Here is a 17,785-nt window from a genome sequence, read left to right as displayed (position 1 = left end):
CGGGAGGCCGCGGGGCCGGCCGTTCCGTCCCGCCCTTCGCAGGGTCAGCCGAGGTCCGGCGGGTCGATACGGATCCGCACCGGCGGCCCCTCCCGGCGGGTGAGGCGCGCCGCCTGGGCGGCCTTGAGCGCCGAGGCCAGCGCGGCGCCGTTGCCGGGCCGCACCCGGATCAGCGCCCGGTCCCACTGCTCGCCCGGGGGCGGCCCTCCGGGCCGGGCGCCGCCGGGGCCGGGTACGCGCATCGGCACCGGGCCGAGCACCTCCGCCCCGGGGGGCAGCCGGACCGTCCCCAGAAAACCCGCGACCGCCTCCGGCGGGCCCGCCACGGCCGCCATCCGGGAGACGGGCGGGAAGCCCAGCTCCGCCCGCTCGGCCAGCTCCCGCGCGGCGTGCCCGGCGGGATCCCAGCGGACCAGCGCCTGCACCGGCCGCAGCGACGGCTCCGCGACCACCACGACCGTCCCCCCGGCGGGCTCCGGGCGCACCAGTGCGGCCGCGTCCAGCCAGCGGCGCAGGGTCTCCTCGCCGGCGCGCAGATCGGGGCGGCCGAGCATCGCCCAGCCGTCGAGGAGCAGCGCCGCCGCGTAGCCGCCCTCGGCGACCGGTTCCGCGCCGGGTGTGCTGACGACGAGCGCGGGCGCGTCCGGCACGGTGTCCAGGACGTGGTCGCGGCCGGAGGTGCGCACCGGCACCGCCGGGAAGGCCCGGCCCAGCTCCTCGGCCGTGCGGCGGGCGCCGAACACCTGGCCGCGCAGCCGCGCCCCGCCGCACTCCGGGCAGTGCCACCCCGGCGCCTCCCGCCCGCACCAGCCGCAGCACAGCGCCTCCGCCGGGCCCACCGCCTCCAGCGGCCCCGAGCAGTGCGCGCAGCGCGCGGGCGTGCGGCAGCGTTCGCAGGCCAGCCGGGGGACGTAGCCGCGCCGGGGCACCTGGATCAGCACCGGCCCCCGCTGGAGCGCGTCGCGGACGGTGCGCCAGGCCAGGCTGGGCAGCCGGGCGGCCCGGGCCGCCGGGTCCCGTGCCTCGTCGCCGTCGCCGATGGTGCGCACCCGGGGCGCGGTGGCCCGCACCGTCTCGCGTTCGGCGGCCAGCGGGTGCGCCCAGCCGGTCTCGACGAGCTGCGCCGCCTCGACGGTCCGGCCGTGGGCGCCCAGCAGGAAGCCGGCTCCCTCGTGGGCCGCCCGCAGCATCAGGACCTCGCGGGCGTGCGGGTACGGGGCGTGCTCGTCGCTGTGGCTGGAGTCGCCGTCGTCCCAGATCGCCGCCAGGCCCAGCTGCCGTACGGGGGCGAACATCGCGGCCCGGGTGCCGATCACGGCCCGGACGGCGCCCCGGGAGACCGCGAGCCAGCGGCGGTAGCGGGCCTCGGGGCCGGCGTCGGCGGTGAGCACCACATGGTGCCCCGGGCCGATCAGCGCGGTCAGCGCGGCGTCCACCCGGGCGGCACTGCGCCCGTCGGGCAGCACGGCGAGGGCGCCGCGGCCCCCGGCGAGCGTGGCCGCCACGGTGCGGGCCAGCTCTCCGGCCCACTCGGCGCCGGGCAGCGCGGTCCACACGCCGCGGGGCGTGCCGCCGGAGGCCAGGGCGCGCAGATAGCCGGGGCCGCCGGTGTACCGCTCCCAGCCGCCGGGCTCCGGCTCGGGCGGCGCCGGCGGGGCGGGCGGCGACTCCTTCTTCTCGGCGCGGGCCATCCGGCGCGGCACCGCCAGCTGGACGACGTCGGCCAGGGCACCGGCGTACCGGTCGGCGACCGCGCGGCAGAGCGCGAGCAGTTCCGGGGAGAGGACCGGCTCGGGCGAGAGGACCTGGGCGATGGGGGCGAGGGTGCCCTGGTAGTCGCTGTCGGGGCGGCGCTCCACGATGAAGCCGTTGATCAGCCCGCCGCCCTCGCGGCGGCCGTTCCGCTCCCCCGCCCCGAACCGGACGCGCACCCGGACACCGGGGCGGGCCTCGGCGTCCATGGCGGCCGGGACGGCGTAGTCGAAGAAGCGGTCGAGGTGGACGAGGCCCTTGTCCACGAGGACCCGGGCCACCGGGTCCGCCCCGGCGAGCGCGGCACCGCGCCAGGTGCGCGGCTTGGCCCGGGGCACCTTGGCCGTCCGCACCGTCTCCCGGATCAGCGCGAGCTGTTCGCCCCCGGGCGGTCCGGCCGCCGGGGGGCGGTGCGCCACCGGGGGCTGGTGCGCCGGTTCCCCGCCCGGCCGCCGGTTCTCGCTGCTCACCGTCCCAGTCCTACCAGAGCGCACCGACATGCCCCGCTCCGCCCCGGGCGGCCGCACGCGGGCGCGGGGGCCGGTCCGTCCGTCCGCCGCGGGAAGGGCGCCGGGACACGGCCGCGGCCCGGGCCCCCGCTCACGGGGTTCCGGGCCGCGGCCGGAGAACGCGGGGCCGGCCGTCAGGCCCCGGCGGCCTTGCGCAGCGCCTCGACGCGGTCGGTGCGCTCCCAGGTGAACTCGGGCAGCTCCCGGCCGAAGTGGCCGTAGGCGGCGGTTCGGGCGTAGATCGGGCGGAGCAGGTCGAGGTCGCGGATGATCGCGGCCGGGCGGAGGTCGAACACCTCGCCGATGGCCTGCTCGATCTTCTCCACGTCGACGGTGGCGGTGCCGAAGGTCTCCACGAAGAGACCGACCGGCTCGGCCTTGCCGATGGCGTAGGCGACCTGGACCTCGCAGCGGGCGGCGAGGCCGGCCGCGACGACGTTCTTGGCGACCCAGCGCATGGCGTACGCCGCCGAGCGGTCGACCTTCGACGGGTCCTTGCCGGAGAAGGCGCCGCCGCCGTGCCGGGCCATGCCGCCGTAGGTGTCGATGATGATCTTGCGTCCGGTGAGGCCGGCGTCGCCCATCGGGCCGCCGATCTCGAACCGGCCGGTGGGGTTCACCAGCAGCCGGTAGTTGGCGGTGTCGAGCTTGATGCCGTCCTCGATCAGCTCGGCGAGGACGTGCTCCACGACGAACTCGCGGATGTCGGGGGCCAGCAGGCTGTCCAGGTCGATGTCGGAGGCGTGCTGGGAGGAGACCACGACCGTGTCGAGGCGGACGGCCTTGTCGCCGTCGTACTCGATGGTGACCTGGGTCTTGCCGTCCGGGCGGAGGTAGGGGATGGTCCCGTTCTTCCGCACCTCCGACAGCCGGCGGGAGAGCCGGTGCGCCAGGTTGATCGGCAGCGGCATCAGCTCGGGGGTCTCGTCACAGGCGTAGCCGAACATCAGGCCCTGGTCGCCCGCGCCCTGCCGGTCCAGCTCGTCGTCCGCGTCCCGCTGGGAGGCGCCCCCGACGCGCTGCTCGTACGCGGTGTCCACGCCCTGGGCGATGTCGGGGGACTGCGAGCCGATGGAGACCGAGACGCCGCAGGAGGCGCCGTCGAAGCCCTTCTTCGAGGAGTCGTAGCCGATGTCGAGGATCTTGCTGCGCACGAGCGTCGCGATGTCCGCGTACGCCTTCGTCGTCACCTCGCCGGCCACATGGACCAGACCGGTGGTGATCAGGGTCTCGACGGCGACGCGGGAGGCCGGGTCCTCCATGAGGAGGGCGTCGAGGATGGAGTCGCTGATCTGGTCAGCGATCTTGTCTGGGTGGCCCTCGGTGACGGACTCGGAGGTGAACAGGCGGCGGGACACATCGCTCCCTGGGGTTGCAGCGGCTGCTGGCTGAATCGTGGCGGAACCGTTTCGAGGCTGCGGCCGCACGGTTCCGCAGGCAGTTTATCCGGAGCGGCGCGGTCTCGGACACGGCGTCTCGATCCTTGGGAGCCTTGTGACCTGCGGCACCGGCGCCGCACCAGCGGGAGTCGAGCATTCCGGCAGGCCGGAACGGTTCCGCGTGTCACGGCGTTTCGCCGCCGAGGGGCCCGCGCGCACCGGCTCGACGCGGCGCGCGGCCGTCTTCGGCCGGCCTCAGACCAGCCGCCGCGCGACGAGGTCCCACACGGTGTCGGCGAGGGCCTCCTTGGGCCCGTACGGCACCGGGGTCTCCGTGCCGTCCGCACCCAGGATCACGGCCTCGTTCTCCTCCGAGCCGAAGGTCCGGCCCTCCCCCACCTCGTTGACGACGAGCAGGTCGCAGCCCTTGCGGGCGAGCTTGGCGCGGCCGTTGGCGAGCACGTCGTCGGTCTCGGCGGCGAAGCCCACCACGATCTGCCCGGGCCGGGCCCGCTCCGCCGAGATCTCGGCGAGGACGTCGGGGTTGCGGACCAGGGTGACGGGCGCGGGCTCCTCCCCGTCCTTCTTCTTGATCTTGCCCTCGGCGTACCGGCCGGGCCGGAAGTCGGCCACGGCGGCGGCCATGACGACGGCGTCCGCGCCGGCGGCGGCCTTGAGCACCGCCTCGCGCAGCTGTACGGCCGTGCCGACGGGGACGACATCGGCGCCCGCCGGGTCGGGCAGATGCGTGTGGGCCGCGATCAGGGTGACCCGCGCGCCGCGCGCCACGGCCGTACGGGCCAGGGCGTACCCCTGCTTGCCGGAGGAGCGGTTGCCGAGGAAGCGGACCGGGTCCAGCGGTTCACGGGTGCCGCCGGCGCTGACGACGACATGGCGGCCCGCGAGGTCGCGCTCCGCGGCGGCCGCGCCGCGCGCCAGCACCCGGCGGCAGACCTCGAAGATCTCGCCCGGTTCGGGGAGCCGCCCCTTGCCGGTGTCCGCGCCGGTGAGCCGGCCCACGGCGGGCTCGATGACGACGGCGCCGCGGCGGCGCAGCGTCGCCACGTTCTCCCGGGTGGCCGGGTGCTCCCACATCTCGGTGTGCATGGCGGGGGCGAAGACCACCGGGCAGCGGGCCGTGAGCAGGGTGTTGGTCAGCAGGTCGTCGGCGAGGCCGTGGGCCGCGCGGGCGAGGGTGTCGGCGGTGGCGGGCGCGACGACGACGAGGTCGGCCGCCTGGCCGATGCGGACGTGCGGCACCTCGTGGACGCTCTCCCACACCTCGGCGGAGACCGGGTGACCGGAGAGTGCGGACCAGGTGGCCTCGCCGACGAAGTTGAGCGCCGACGCGGTCGGTACGACGCGCACGTCGTGCCCCGACTCGGTGAGCCGGCGCAGCAGCTCGCACGCCTTGTACGCGGCGATGCCGCCGCTCACCCCGAGGACGACCCTCGGGCGCCCCGCCTGCGCCGCCGTCCCGTTCGGTGCCTTCGGCTCCACCGGCTCCACCGTCCACCTCGCCTCTCGCGCTCGTCCGTGCCGTGCGCTCCGTGCCCGCGCGCCGTCCGCGGGGCACGGGCCCGCCGCACGGGTCCATGACACACCACGGGCCCGGCAGATGCTCTGCCGGGCCCGTCCGGAAGCGCCGTGGGGCGCCTGTCCGCTTCCTGTACTGCCTGCTGCTACTGCTTCGTGACCGGGCCGTCGACGGCCTCGGAGGTCAGCAGACCGGCGTTGATCTCGCGCAGGGCGATCGACAGCGGCTTCTCGTGGACGTGGGTGTCCACCAGCGGGCCGACGTACTCGAGGAGTCCCTCACCGAGCTGGGAGTAGTACGCGTTGATCTGGCGCGCGCGCTTGGCGGCGTAGATCACGAGGCTGTACTTGGAGTCCGTGGCCTCGAGGAGCTCGTCGATCGGCGGGTTGATGATGCCCTCGGGCGTGGTGATGGGAGAGGACACGCTCTGCCTTCCGAAGTGCCGGTGATTACCGGGGAGGAGCCGCCGGTAACGGTGAAAAGGATGGAATGGATCAATCTACCTGCATCAAGGCTAGCAGCTCACGCGCGACGTCCTCGACCGAGGTGTTGACCAGGGTGGTGTCGAACTCCTCCTCGGCGGCGAGCTCGACCCGGGCCGCCTCCAGCCGGCGCTCGATGACCTCGGGGGGCTCGGTGCCGCGGCCCGTCAGGCGGCGGACGAGCTCGTCCCAGCCCGGCGGTGCCAGGAAGACCAACTGGGCCTCGGGCATGGCCTCGCGCACCTGGCGGGCACCCTGGAGGTCGATCTCCAGCAGGACGGGCACACCCGCCGCCAGCCGTTCCAGGACGGCGCGCCGGGGGGTGCCGTAGCGGTTGCCCGCGAACTCGGCCCACTCCAGCAGCTCGCCGTTGGCCACCAGCTTGTCGAACTCGTCGTCCCGCACGAAGTGGTACTGCACTCCGTCCCGCTCGCCCGGGCGCGGGGAGCGGGTGGTGGCGGAGACCGAGAGCCAGACCTCGGGGTGAACCTTGCGCATATGGGCGACGACCGTGCTCTTGCCGACCCCGGAGGGGCCGGAGAGCACGGTCAGTCGCGGGCGGCGGGTCGCCCCCCGGGAGACTGCTTCACTCATGCGGTGATTATCCAGCTTCCCGGGAGTGCCGGAGAACCCCGGGCGTCACGCCGGAGAGTCCTCAGGCGTGCGTGCCGCCGAACTCCCTCTCGAGAGAGGCGATCTGGTTGGAGCCGAGGCCCCGGACCCGGCGGCTCTCGGAGATGCCGAGCCGCTCCATGATCTGCTTGGCCCGGACCTTGCCGACGCCGGGCAGGGATTCCAGGAGCGCGGAGACCTTCATCTTGCCGATGACGTCGTTCTCCTGGCCCTGCTTGATGACCTCGTGCAGGGAGGCACCGGAGTGCTTGAGCCGATTCTTGACCTCGGCGCGCTCCCGGCGAGCCGCGGCGGCCTTTTCGAGCGCGGCTGCGCGCTGTTCAGGGGTAAGGGGCGGAAGAGCCACGCCTACGTCACCTCGGATATCGAACTGTCGGATACGGATGGATCGTGAAACCGGCCACCCCGCCGTTGCCTGCGGGGCGGTGAGCACCGCATTGATGCGAGCGCTCTCGACGGAGACTAGCGGTCCGGGCCGCCCGAGTCAGCGAGAACAGGCGAAAAGTCCTGGTCAGACTCTGTTGATGTGGACAATCGAGACATAAGACCCCTACTTTCGGCCAGGATTGTTCAACGAAGCGGGGGCCACCGCCCCGCCGGGCCCCCGACCGGGCCTCATGCGGGGTTTACGGCCGCCCGCACCTCGTCGGCCAGGCGCGCCGCCGCCGTCCGCAGTCCGGCCGGACCGGGCCCGTGCCGCAGCACCGCCCGGCTGACGCTCGGCACCACGTGGGAGACGGACGGCCCGAAGACGCGGGGGAGGTCGGCGGGCGTCGCTCCCTGGGCCCCGATGCCGGGCGCGAGGAGCGGGCCGTTGATGGCCAGATCGGCCCCCGTCTCCCCCAGCGTCGCCCCCACCACGGCGCCGACCGAACCCAGCGGCGCGGCACCGGCGTTCTCCCGCGCCATGTGGTCGAGCATCACCTGCGCCAGGGACCGGCCGCCGGGGGTGGTGGCCCGCTGCACCTCCGCGCCCTCCGGGTTGGAGGTGAGCGCCAGGACGAAGACGCCGCAGCCGGATTCCCGGGCCAGGTCGAGCGCGGGGCGCAGCGAGCCGAAGCCGAGGTACGGGCTCACGGTCACCGCGTCCGAGAACAGCGGGCTGCCCTTGGCCAGATAGGTGTCGGCGTACGCGGCCATGGTGGAGCCGATGTCGCCGCGCTTGGCGTCCATCAGCACCAGGGCCCCGGCGGAGCGGGCGTCGGCGACGGCCCGTTCCAGCACCGCGATCCCCCGGGAGCCGAACCGCTCGAAGAAGGCGGACTGCGGTTTGAGGACGGCCACCCGGCCGGCCAGGGCGTCGACCACCGTGCGGGTGAAGCGTTCCAGGCCGGCGACGTCGTCGTTCAGTCCCCAGTCCGCGAGGAGCGACGCGTGCGGGTCGATGCCGACGCAGAGCGGTCCGCGGGTGTCCATGGCCCGGCGCAGCCGGGCGCCGAAGGGCTCGGGGCGGCCGGCCGGATCCGGGTGGTGGCCGGGGTCCGGGTCGTGGCTCGGCTGGTCCGGGGAGCTCATGCGGCGGCCTTCCGGGTGTCGGCGCCGACGGCGTCGGCGAGGGTGGCGTACGGGCTCGCGGCGAGGCGTGCGGCCAGGCCGCGGTGGACGCGCCGGCACCAGAGCGGTCCCTGGTAGACGAAGGCGCTGTAGCCCTGGACGAGGGTGGCGCCGGCGAGGACGCGCTCCCAGACGTCGTCGGCGGTCTCCACGCCGCCCACGCCGACGAGGGTGACGCGGTCGCCCACACGCGCGTACAGGCGGCGCAGCACCTCCAGGGCGCGGGCCTTCAGCGGGGCGCCGGAGAGACCGCCCGCGCCGATGGACCCGACGAGGTCCCGGCGGGTGCGCAGGCCCAGGCCGTCGCGCGCGATGGTGGTGTTGGTGGCGATGATGCCGTCCAGGCCCAGGTCGACGGCGAGGTCGGCGACGGCGTCCACGTCCTCGTCCGCCAGATCGGGGGCGATCTTGACGAGCAGCGGGACACGGCGGCCGGGGACCGTGCGGTCGGCGGCCTCGCGGACGGCGGTGAGCAGCGGGCGGAGCTGCTCGGTGGCCTGGAGGTTCCGCAGGCCGGGGGTGTTCGGGGAGGAGACGTTGACGACGAGGTAGTCGGCGTGGGCGGCTAGCCGCTCGGTGGAGGTGACGTAGTCGGCGACCGCCGCGTCCTCCGGGACGGTCTTGGTCTTGCCGATGTTGACGCCGAGGGTCACCCCGCGCCGGCCCCGGCGGGCGGCGGCGCGGGCCGCGAGACGCGCGGCGACGGCGGCCGAGCCGTCGTTGTTGAAGCCCATCCGGTTGATCAGGGCCCGGTCCACCGCCAGGCGGAACAGCCGGGGCGCGGGGTTGCCGGGCTGCGGCTCGCCGGTGACGGTGCCGATCTCCACATGGTCGAAGCCGAGCATCGCCAGGCCGTCGATGCCGGTGGCGTTCTTGTCGAAGCCGGCCGCGAGCCCGAACGGGCCGGGCATCTCGCGGCCGAAGGCGGTGGTGCGCAGCTCCGGGCGGCGGGCGGCGAGCAGCGCGGCCAGCAGCGTGCGGAGCACGGGGACGCGGGCGGCGCGGCGGATCCAGCCGAAGGCCAGGTGGTGGGCGCGCTCGGGATCCAGGCGCCGGAAGAGGAGGTTGAAGAGGAGGGCGTACATCTCGGGCCGTTTCTGCGGGAGGTGAGCGGTACGGGGCGGCGGGCGGCGGCCCGCCGGGAGCGGCGGCGGGGCGGGGTACGGGCGGGCCCTCGCCGCCGCGGGGGGCCGGGGCGCGGGTGCGGAGGCGCGGGGCGGGTGCGGAGGCGCCGGGCGGGTGCGGAGGCGCGGGGCGGGTGCGGAGGCGCGGGGCGCGGCGGGCGCCCGCCGTGGGTCGCACGCCCCCGCTCACGCCGCCGGTGCGGGGAGCGGCCCGGCTCGCGCGGAGGGGGACACCGCGCCGGTGTCCCCCTCCCCCGTCTCACTCCTCGCGCGCGGCGATCAGGTGTTCGGCGTGTTCCTGCAGCGAGCGGACCCCGATGTCGCCGCGGGTCAGCGCCTCGATGCCCTGCACGGCGGCGGCGAGGGCCTGCACCGTCGTCAGGCAGGGGACGCCGCGGGCGACGGCGGCGGTGCGGATCTCGTAGCCGTCGAGCCGCCCTCCGGTGCCGTAGGGGGTGTTGACGATGAGGTCCACCTCGCCGTCGTGGATGAGCTGGACGATGGTCCTCTCGCCGCGCGGCCCCGCGCCCTGGTACTGCTTGCGGACGACGGTGGCGTTGATGCCGTTGCGCCGCAGCACCTCGGCGGTGCCGGAGGTGGCGAGCAGTTCGAAGCCGAGGCCGACCAGTTCCCGGGCCGGGAAGATCATGGCCCGCTTGTCGCGGTTGGCGACGGAGACGAAGGCGCGGCCCTTGGTGGGCAGCGCCCCGTACGCGCCGGCCTGCGACTTGGCGTAGGCGGAGCCGAAGACCGAGTCGATGCCCATGACCTCGCCGGTGGAGCGCATCTCCGGGCCCAGGACGGTGTCCACGCCGCGGCCGGAGGAGTCGCGGAAGCGGCTCCAGGGCAGCACGGCCTCCTTGACGGAGATCGGCGCGTCCAGTGGCAGGGTGCCGCCGTCGCCGCGCGCCGGGAGCATGCCCTCGGCGCGGAGTTCGGCGATGGTGGCGCCCAGGGAGATCCGGGCGGCGGCCTTGGCCAGCGGGACGGCGGTGGCCTTCGAGGTGAAGGGCACGGTGCGCGAGGCGCGCGGGTTGGCCTCCAGCACGTACAGGATGTCCCCGGCCATGGCGAACTGGATGTTGATCAGCCCGCGGACGCCGACGCCCTTGGCGATGGCCTCCGTCGAGGCCCGCAGCCGCTTGACGTCGAAGCCGCCGAGGGTGATCGGGGGGAGCGCGCAGGCGGAGTCGCCGGAGTGGATGCCGGCCTCCTCGATGTGCTCCATGACGCCGCCGAGGTAGAGCTCCTCGCCGTCGTACAGCGCGTCGACGTCGATCTCGATGGCGTCGTCGAGGAACCGGTCGACGAGGACCGGGTGTTCGGAGATGAGGCCGGCGTGCCGCTCCAGGTACCCGGCCAGCGAGGGCTCGTCGTAGACGATCTCCATGCCGCGGCCGCCGAGGACGTAGCTGGGGCGGACCATGACCGGGTAGCCGATCTCCGCGGCGATGGCCTTGGCCTCGTCGAAGGAGAACGCGGTGCCGTACTTGGGGGCGGGCAGCCCGGCCTGTTCCAGGACGCGACCGAAGGCGCCGCGCTCCTCGGCGAGGTTGATCGCCTCGGGCGAGGTGCCGACGATCGGCACGCCGTTGTCCTTGAGCGCCTGCGCCAGGCCGAGCGGGGTCTGGCCGCCGAGCTGGACGACGACGCCCGCGACCGGGCCGGCCTGCTGCTCGGCGTGGACGATCTCCAGGACGTCCTCCAGGGTGAGCGGCTCGAAGTAGAGCCGGTCGGAGGTGTCGTAGTCGGTGGAGACGGTCTCCGGGTTGCAGTTGACCATGACCGTCTCGTAGCCCGCGTCGTGCAGCGCGAAGGAGGCGTGGACGCAGGAGTAGTCGAACTCGATGCCCTGGCCGATGCGGTTGGGCCCGGAGCCGAGGATGATCACGGCGGGCTTCTCCCGCGGGGCGACCTCGGTCTCCTCGTCGTAGGACGAGTAGAAGTACGGGGTGCGGGCGGCGAATTCGGCGGCGCAGGTGTCGACCGTCTTGTAGACGGGGCGGACGCCGAGCGCGTGCCGGACCTCGCGGACGACGTCCTCGCGCAGCCCCCGGATGCCGGCGATCTGGGCGTCGGAGAAGCCGTGCCGCTTCGCCTCGGCCAGCAGCTCCGGCTCCAGCTTCGGCGCGGCGGCGAGGTCGTCGGCGATCTCCTTGATGAGGAAGAGCTGGTCGGTGAACCAGGGGTCGATCTTCGTGGCCCCGAAGACCTCCTCGCGGGTGGCCCCGGCGCGGATGGCCGCCATGACGGTGTTGATCCGGCCGTCGGTCGGCTTCACGGCCGTCTCCAGCAGCGCCCGCTTGTCGCCGAGGGCGGCAGGGTCGCCGGTGAAGTCGAACTGGGAGCCCTTCTTCTCCAGCGAGCGCAGCGCCTTCTGCAGCGCCTCGGTGAAGTTGCGGCCGATGGCCATGGCCTCGCCGACCGACTTCATGGTGGTGGTGAGGGTGGCGTCGGCGGCCGGGAACTTCTCGAAGGCGAACCGGGGCGCCTTGACCACGACGTAGTCGAGGGTGGGCTCGAAGGACGCCGGGGTCTTCTCGGTGATGTCGTTGGGGATCTCGTCCAGGGTGTAGCCCACCGCCAGCCGGGCCGCGATCTTGGCGATCGGGAAGCCGGTGGCCTTGGAGGCGAGCGCCGAGGAGCGGGAGACGCGCGGGTTCATCTCGATGACGATGACCCGGCCGTCCTCGGGGTTGACGGCGAACTGGATGTTGCAGCCGCCGGTGTCGACACCGACCTCGCGGATCACGGCGATGCCGATGTCCCGCAGGGTCTGGTACTCGCGGTCGGTGAGCGTCATCGCCGGGGCGACGGTGATGGAGTCGCCGGTGTGGACGCCCATCGGGTCGAAGTTCTCGATGGAGCAGACGACCACGACGTTGTCGTGCTTGTCGCGCATCAGCTCCAGCTCGTACTCCTTCCAGCCGAGGATGGACTCCTCCAGGAGCACCTCGGTGGTCGGGGAGAGGGCGAGGCCCTGGCCGGCGATGCGGCGCAGCTCCTCCTCGTCGTGGGCGAAGCCGGAGCCGGCGCCGCCCATGGTGAAGGAGGGGCGGACGACGACCGGGTAGCCGCCGAGCTCCCCGACGCCCGCGAGGATCTCGTCCATGGAGTGGCAGATCACCGAGCGGGCCGACTCGCCGTGGCCGGTCTTGGCGTTGACGGCGGCGACCACGTCCTTGAACTGGTCGCGGTCCTCGCCCTTGTGGATGGCCTCGACGTTGGCGCCGATCAGCTCGACGCCGTACTTCTCCAGCGCGCCGGACTCGTGGAGGGAGATGGCGGTGTTGAGCGCGGTCTGGCCGCCCAGGGTCGGCAGCAGCGCGTCGGGGCGCTCCTTGGCGATGATCTTCTCGACGTACTCGGGGGTGATCGGCTCGACGTAGGTGGCGTCGGCGATCTCCGGGTCGGTCATGATCGTGGCCGGGTTGGAGTTGACCAGGATCACCCGCAGGCCCTCGGACTTGAGGACGCGGCAGGCCTGGGTGCCGGAGTAGTCGAACTCGGCGGCCTGGCCGATGACGATCGGGCCGGAGCCGATGACCAGGACGGACTGGATGTCGGTGCGCTTAGGCACGCTGGTCCTCCGGGGTGTGGTGCTTGTTGTCGCGCATGAGCTCGACGAACCGGTCGAAGAGATAGGCGGCGTCGTGCGGGCCGGCCGCCGCCTCGGGGTGGTACTGGACGCTGAAGGCGGGGCGGTCCAGCAGCCGCAGCCCCTCCACCACGTCGTCGTTGAGGCAGACGTGGGAGACCTCGGCGCGGCCGTACGGGGTGTCGGACGGGGCGTCCAGCGGCGCGTCCACGGCGAAGCCGTGGTTGTGCGCCGTCACCTCGACCTTGCCGGTGGCGCGGTCCTGCACGGGCTGGTTGATGCCCCGGTGGCCGTACTTCAGCTTGAAGGTGCCGAAGCCGAGGGCGCGGCCGAGGATCTGGTTGCCGAAGCAGATGCCGAAGAGGGGCGTCCTCCGCTCCAGGACCGACCGCATCAGGGTGACGGGGCCCTCGGCCGCGGCCGGGTCGCCGGGGCCGTTGGAGAAGAACACCCCGTCGGGGCCGACGGCGTAGACGTCCTCGGCGCTCGCGTCGGCGGGCAGGACGTGCACCTCTATGCCGCGTTCGGCCATGCGCTGCGGGGTCATGCCCTTGATGCCGAGGTCGATGGCGGCGACGGTGAAGCGCTTCTCGCCGATCGCCGGGACGACGTAGGGTTCGGTGGTGGCCACCTCGGCGCTCAGATCGGCGCCCTTCATCGCGGGCGCCCGGCGCACCCGCGCCAGCAGGGCGCCCTCGTCGGCGATCGCGTCGCCGGAGAAGATCCCGACGCGCATGGCGCCGCGCTCGCGCAGATGGCGGGTGAGCGCCCGGGTGTCGATGCCGCTGATGCCGACGACGCCCTGGGCGGACAGCTCCTCGTCGAGGGTGCGCACGGAGCGCCAGTTGGACGGGGTGCGGGCGGGGTCACGCACGACGTAGCCGGCCACCCAGATCTTCTTCGACTCCGGGTCCTCGTCGTTGACGCCGGTGTTGCCGATGTGCGGGGCGGTCATCACGACGACCTGCCGGTGGTACGAGGGGTCGGTGAGGGTCTCCTGGTAGCCGGTCATGCCGGTGGAGAACACCGCCTCGCCGAAGGTCTCCCCCACGGCCCCGTAGGCGCGGCCGCGGAAGCTGCGGCCGTCCTCCAGGACGAGTACGGCGGGGGTCCTGGCCCCGCGGGACGAGGTCGTCATGCTGCGCCTTCCTTGTCGTGCCGGATGGCGGCTACGTCGATGGGGCCACCGGAGAGTTCGTTGACGCGCTCGACCCAGGCGGCGTGGTCGGCCGCCCGGTCGGCGCGGAAGCCGGAGTCGAGGAGTCTGCCGCCGAGTTCCCAGGTGATCACCAGCAGGCCGTTCTCGGTGAGGACCTTTCCGGCGATGCCCTTGTCGAGGCGGGCCCCGCGCAGGTCGCCGGCCGGGACGTGGAAGTCGCGGGCGCCGGGGCGCACGACGTCCAGGCCGGCGCCGGTGAGGGTGAGCTCCGCGCGGCTGCGGGTGCCGAGGCCGTGGGCGACGATCCGGTCGAGCCACTGCCCGGCGGTGGTGGAGCCGTGGTAGCGGCCGGTGAGCGCGAGCCGCGGCTGCTCGTCCGCACGCCCGCCCGCCAGTCCGTCCGCCGGTCCGTCCGGCCGGCCGTCCGGCTCCGTGCCGCGCTCCGGGACGGCGGCGGGCTCGGGCAGGTCGGACTGGAGGGTTCCGCGCCACTTCCAGCCCTGGCGCATCAGCCAGTACAGCAGCGCCACGAAGAGGAGCAGGCCGACGACCCAGCCGATCCGGTCGGCCCAGTCGGTGACCTCCTGGGACCGGGGTTCCGCGGCCAGGGCCGTCGCCGTCAGAGTCGTCAGTGTTGCCGTTGTTGCCGTTGTCACCGTCACGCCAGCTTCCCGTCCACGACCGTCGCGCGGCCCCGCAGGAAGGTGTGCGTCACACGTCCCGGCAGCTCACGGCCCTGGTAGGGGGTGTTGCGGCTGCGGGAGGCGAAGCCCGCGGGGTCCACCACTCCACGGTAAGCGGGGTCGAGCAGGGTCAGGTTCGCGGGCTCACCGGGGGCGACGGGCCGGCCGTGCCCGTGGAGGCGCCCGATGGCGGCCGGGCGGAAGGACATCCGGTCGGCGACGCCCGCCCAGTCGAGCAGCCCGGTGTCGACCATCGTGTGCTGGACCACGGAGAGCGCGGTCTCCAGGCCGACCATGCCCATGGCCGCGGCGCCCCACTCGCAGTCCTTGTCCTCGTGGGGGTGCGGGGCGTGGTCGGTGGCGACGCAGTCGATGGTGCCGTCGGCGAGGGCCGCGCGCAGGGCCGTGACGTCGGCCTCGGTGCGCAGCGGCGGGTTCACCTTGTAGACGGGGTCGTAGGAGCGGACGAGCTCGTCGGTGAGGAGCAGATGGTGCGGGGTGACCTCGGCGGTGACGTTCCAGCCCTTGGACTTGGCCCAGCGGATGATCTCGACGGAGCCGGCGGTGGAGACGTGGCAGACGTGCAGCCGGGAGCCGACGTGCGCGGCGAGCAGCACGTCGCGGGCGATGACCGACTCCTCGGCGACGGCGGGCCAGCCGCCCAGGCCCAGCTCGGCCGAGACCGTGCCCTCGTTCATCTGGGCGCCCTCGGTGAGCCGGGGCTCCTGGGCGTGCTGGGCGATGACGCCGTCGAACGCCTTCACGTACTCCAGGGCCCGGCGCATGATCACGGCGTCGTCGACGCACTTGCCGTCGTCGGAGAAGATCCGGACGCCCGCGGCGGAGTCGTGCATGGCGCCGAGTTCGGCGAGCTGCTTGCCCTCCAGGCCGACGGTGACGGCACCGACCGGCTGGACGTCGCAGTAGCCGGACTCCCGGCCGAGCCGCCAGACCTGCTCGACGACGCCGGCGGTGTCGGCGACGGGGAAGGTGTTGGCCATGGCGTGCACGGCGGTGTAGCCGCCGACCGCCGCCGCCCGGGTGCCGGTGAGGACGGTCTCGGAGTCCTCGCGGCCGGGCTCGCGCAGATGGGTGTGGAGGTCGACGAGGCCGGGCAGCAGAACCTGCCCGGCGGCCTCCACGACGGTGGCGCCGGGGGCATTCAGGCCGGTGCCGGTCTCCGCGACGGTGCCGCCGTCGATCAGGACGTCCAGCGGCTCGCCGCCGAGGAGGCGCGCACCGCGGATCAGGGTCTTCTTCGGCTCGCTCGTGGCGCTCATGGTCAGGCGTTCTCCTCGGTGCGGGTGGTGGTGTCGGGGGTGCCGGTGACGGCCGGTCCGGCACCGCCGAGCAGCAGGTAGAGCACGGCCATCCGGATGCTGACACCGTTGGCCACCTGTTCGACGGCGGTGCAGCGCTCGGAGTCGGCGACCTCGGCGGTGATCTCCATGCCGCGGTTCATCGGGCCGGGGTGCATCACGATGGCGTGGCCGGGCATCCGGGCCATCCGGTCGCTGTTCAGGCCGTAGCGGCGGGCGTACTCGCGCTCGGTGGGGAAGAAGGCGGCGTTCATCCGCTCCCGCTGGACGCGGAGCATCATCACGGCGTCGGACTTGGCGAGGACGGCGTCGAGGTCGTAGGAGATCTCGCAGGGCCAGTTCCCGACACCGATGGGCACCAGGGTCGGCGGGGCGACAAGGGTGACCTCGGCGCCCAGGGTGGTGAGCAGATGGACGTTGGAGCGGGCGACGCGGCTGTGCAGCACGTCGCCGACGATGGTGATGCGGCGGCCGGCCAGATCGCGGCCCGTGCCGTCGCCGGGCGCTCCGTGCGGCACCGGGCCGCCGTCCGGGGCGCCCGCGAGGTGGCGGCGCATGGTGAAGGCGTCCAGCAGGGCCTGGGTGGGGTGCTCGTGGGTGCCGTCGCCGGCGTTGACGACCGAGCCGCCGATCCAGCCGGAGGTGGCGAGGCGGTGCGGCGCGCCGGAGTCGTGGTGGCGGATGACGACGGCGTCGGCGCCCATCGCCTCCAGGGTGAGCGCGGTGTCCTTGAGCGACTCGCCCTTGGAGACAGAGGAGCCCTTGGCGGAGAAGTTGATGACGTCGGCGGAGAGCCGCTTCGCGGCGGCCTCGAAGGAGATCCGGGTCCGGGTCGAGTCCTCGAAGAAGAGGTTGACGACCGTACGGCCGCGCAGGGTCGGGAGCTTCTTGATCGGCCGGTCGGCGACCCGGGCCATCTCCTCGGCGGTGTCGAGGACGAGGAGGGCGTCGTCACGGGTGAGATCCGCGGCCGAGGTGAGGTGGCGCTGCATCCGGTGCTCCGGGGATTCGGGAACGGTGTGCGGGGTTCGCTGGGCTTCGGTCCCGGCGCGGGCCGGGAGGGCGTTCGGGGACCGTCCGGGGCCTCGCCGGCCGGCCCGGGCACGGGCCGGAAGCGGAGGTTCCGGTGCGGCGGCGCGGGCGGGCGCGGCAGGCGCCGTACGGGGGCGCCGGGCGCGCGGGCCCGGCCGGGCGCGGGGCGCTACCGCTCGCCGGGCGGGACGGTGCCGCGCCGGCCGAGGAGCACGCTGTCGCGGCCGTCCTCCTCGGTGAGCTGGACCTTGACCGTCTCCCGCAGCGAGGTCGGGAGGTTCTTGCCGACGTAGTCGGCGCGGATCGGCAGTTCGCGGTGGCCGCGGTCCACGAGGACCGCGAGCTGCACGGCGCGCGGGCGGCCGATGTCGCCGAGGGCGTCGAGGGCGGCGCGGATCGTCCGGCCGGAGAAGAGCACGTCGTCGACGAGGACGACCAGCTTGCCGTCGACCCCGTCGGCGGGGATGTCGGTGCGGGCGAGCGCGCGGGCCGGGCGGAGCCGCAGGTCGTCGCGGTACATGGTGATGTCCAGCGAACCGGTGGGCTGCGGGCGGCCGGTGATCTCCTCCAGCTTGGCCGCGAGGCGGCGGGCGAGGAAGACCCCGCGGGTGGGGATGCCGAGCAGTATGACGTCGTCGGCGCCCTTGGCGCGTTCGACGATCTCGTGCGCGATGCGGGTCAGGACCCGGGCGATGTCCGGGGCCTCCAGCACGGGGCGGGCCGGCGGGACCGGGGGACCGGATTCACCGGATACGGCTGAGGATGCGTCCATGGGAAACGGACCTCCTTCTCCGCCTCACGGGACGGATGTTAAAGGACGTCGGGGATCGTGCCCGGTGAACGATACCAGGGCGGGCGCGCACGGCGGGCGGCGGCCGGGGCGGACGGGACGGGCCCCGGCTCCGGCCCGGTGGAGCGGGGGCCCGCCCCGCCCCCCGGGGGTGAGCGCGGAAGCCCGCCGGGCCGTACGGAAAGCTGTACGGGAGGGGGTACCGGGACCCCGGCGGAGGCGCCCCGCGTACGG

Annotated in this window: 14 protein-coding genes; all 14 read right to left on the bottom strand. The window is 74.1% G+C overall.

All coding sequences use genetic code 11. The annotated features are described in order from the left end of the window. Positions 1–44: 44 nt before the first annotated feature. Positions 45–2,222 carry a primosomal protein N' gene (locus LIX60_RS28125; RefSeq protein ID WP_374117933.1) on the bottom strand — a complete coding sequence of 726 codons (2,178 nt, stop codon included), beginning with the start codon at positions 2,220–2,222 and terminating at the stop codon, positions 45–47. Between the two features lie 173 nt (positions 2,223–2,395). Further along, positions 2,396–3,619, bottom strand: a complete 1,224-nt coding sequence (metK, locus tag LIX60_RS28120; RefSeq protein WP_227961791.1) for a methionine adenosyltransferase — start codon at positions 3,617–3,619, stop codon at positions 2,396–2,398. A gap of 276 nt (positions 3,620–3,895) precedes the next feature. Continuing rightward, positions 3,896–5,140, bottom strand: coding sequence for a bifunctional phosphopantothenoylcysteine decarboxylase/phosphopantothenate--cysteine ligase CoaBC (gene coaBC / locus LIX60_RS28115; RefSeq protein ID WP_227961789.1), 1,245 nt, complete (start codon positions 5,138–5,140; stop codon positions 3,896–3,898). Between the two features lie 182 nt (positions 5,141–5,322). Beyond that, positions 5,323–5,601: a DNA-directed RNA polymerase subunit omega gene (gene rpoZ / locus LIX60_RS28110; RefSeq protein ID WP_019708714.1), complete on the bottom strand. Its 279-nt coding sequence runs from the start codon at positions 5,599–5,601 to the stop codon at positions 5,323–5,325. A 70-nt stretch (positions 5,602–5,671) separates the two neighbouring features. Next, the gene (gmk, locus tag LIX60_RS28105; protein ID WP_043472893.1) at positions 5,672–6,253 is read right to left on the bottom strand and encodes a guanylate kinase; all 582 of its coding nucleotides are present in this window, start codon (positions 6,251–6,253) and stop codon (positions 5,672–5,674) included. Between the two features lie 61 nt (positions 6,254–6,314). Next, on the bottom strand, positions 6,315–6,638 hold the full coding sequence (locus LIX60_RS28100) for an integration host factor (RefSeq protein ID WP_019708716.1): 324 nt from the start codon (positions 6,636–6,638) through the stop codon (positions 6,315–6,317). Between the two features lie 269 nt (positions 6,639–6,907). Further along, entirely contained in the window at positions 6,908–7,708 is an 801-nt protein-coding gene (gene pyrF / locus LIX60_RS28095; RefSeq protein WP_374117996.1) for an orotidine-5'-phosphate decarboxylase, read from the bottom strand. Positions 7,709–7,803: 95 nt separating this feature from the next. Further along, positions 7,804–8,931, bottom strand: coding sequence for a quinone-dependent dihydroorotate dehydrogenase (locus LIX60_RS28090; protein ID WP_227961784.1), 1,128 nt, complete (start codon positions 8,929–8,931; stop codon positions 7,804–7,806). Between the two features lie 298 nt (positions 8,932–9,229). Continuing rightward, positions 9,230–12,550 (bottom strand): carbamoyl-phosphate synthase large subunit, encoded by a 3,321-nt coding sequence (carB, locus tag LIX60_RS28085; protein WP_227961782.1) that lies wholly within the window; start codon positions 12,548–12,550, stop codon positions 9,230–9,232. Further along, complete coding sequence (gene carA / locus LIX60_RS28080) at positions 12,543–13,706, bottom strand: glutamine-hydrolyzing carbamoyl-phosphate synthase small subunit (protein ID WP_227961780.1); 1,164 nt, start codon at positions 13,704–13,706, stop codon at positions 12,543–12,545. Before carA ends, carB begins: the two co-directional genes overlap by 8 nt. Then, positions 13,703–14,389, bottom strand: a complete 687-nt coding sequence (locus LIX60_RS28075; protein WP_227961778.1) for a hypothetical protein — start codon at positions 14,387–14,389, stop codon at positions 13,703–13,705. Before LIX60_RS28075 ends, carA begins: the two co-directional genes overlap by 4 nt. Next, complete coding sequence (locus tag LIX60_RS28070) at positions 14,386–15,690, bottom strand: dihydroorotase (RefSeq protein WP_125626457.1); 1,305 nt, start codon at positions 15,688–15,690, stop codon at positions 14,386–14,388. The genes LIX60_RS28075 and LIX60_RS28070 overlap by 4 nt, the downstream gene beginning before the upstream one ends. Positions 15,691–15,692: 2 nt before the next feature. Then, positions 15,693–16,721, bottom strand: coding sequence for an aspartate carbamoyltransferase catalytic subunit (locus tag LIX60_RS28065; protein WP_227961776.1), 1,029 nt, complete (start codon positions 16,719–16,721; stop codon positions 15,693–15,695). Between the two features lie 209 nt (positions 16,722–16,930). Further along, entirely contained in the window at positions 16,931–17,533 is a 603-nt protein-coding gene (gene pyrR / locus LIX60_RS28060) for a bifunctional pyr operon transcriptional regulator/uracil phosphoribosyltransferase PyrR (protein WP_227961775.1), read from the bottom strand. Positions 17,534–17,785: the final 252 nt, after the last annotated feature.

It is taken from the genome of Streptomyces sp. S07_1.15, from assembly GCF_020739505.1.
GTDB lineage: Bacteria > Actinomycetota > Actinomycetes > Streptomycetales > Streptomycetaceae > Streptomyces > Streptomyces xinghaiensis.
This window is presented reverse-complemented; position numbering and strand designations above follow the sequence as displayed.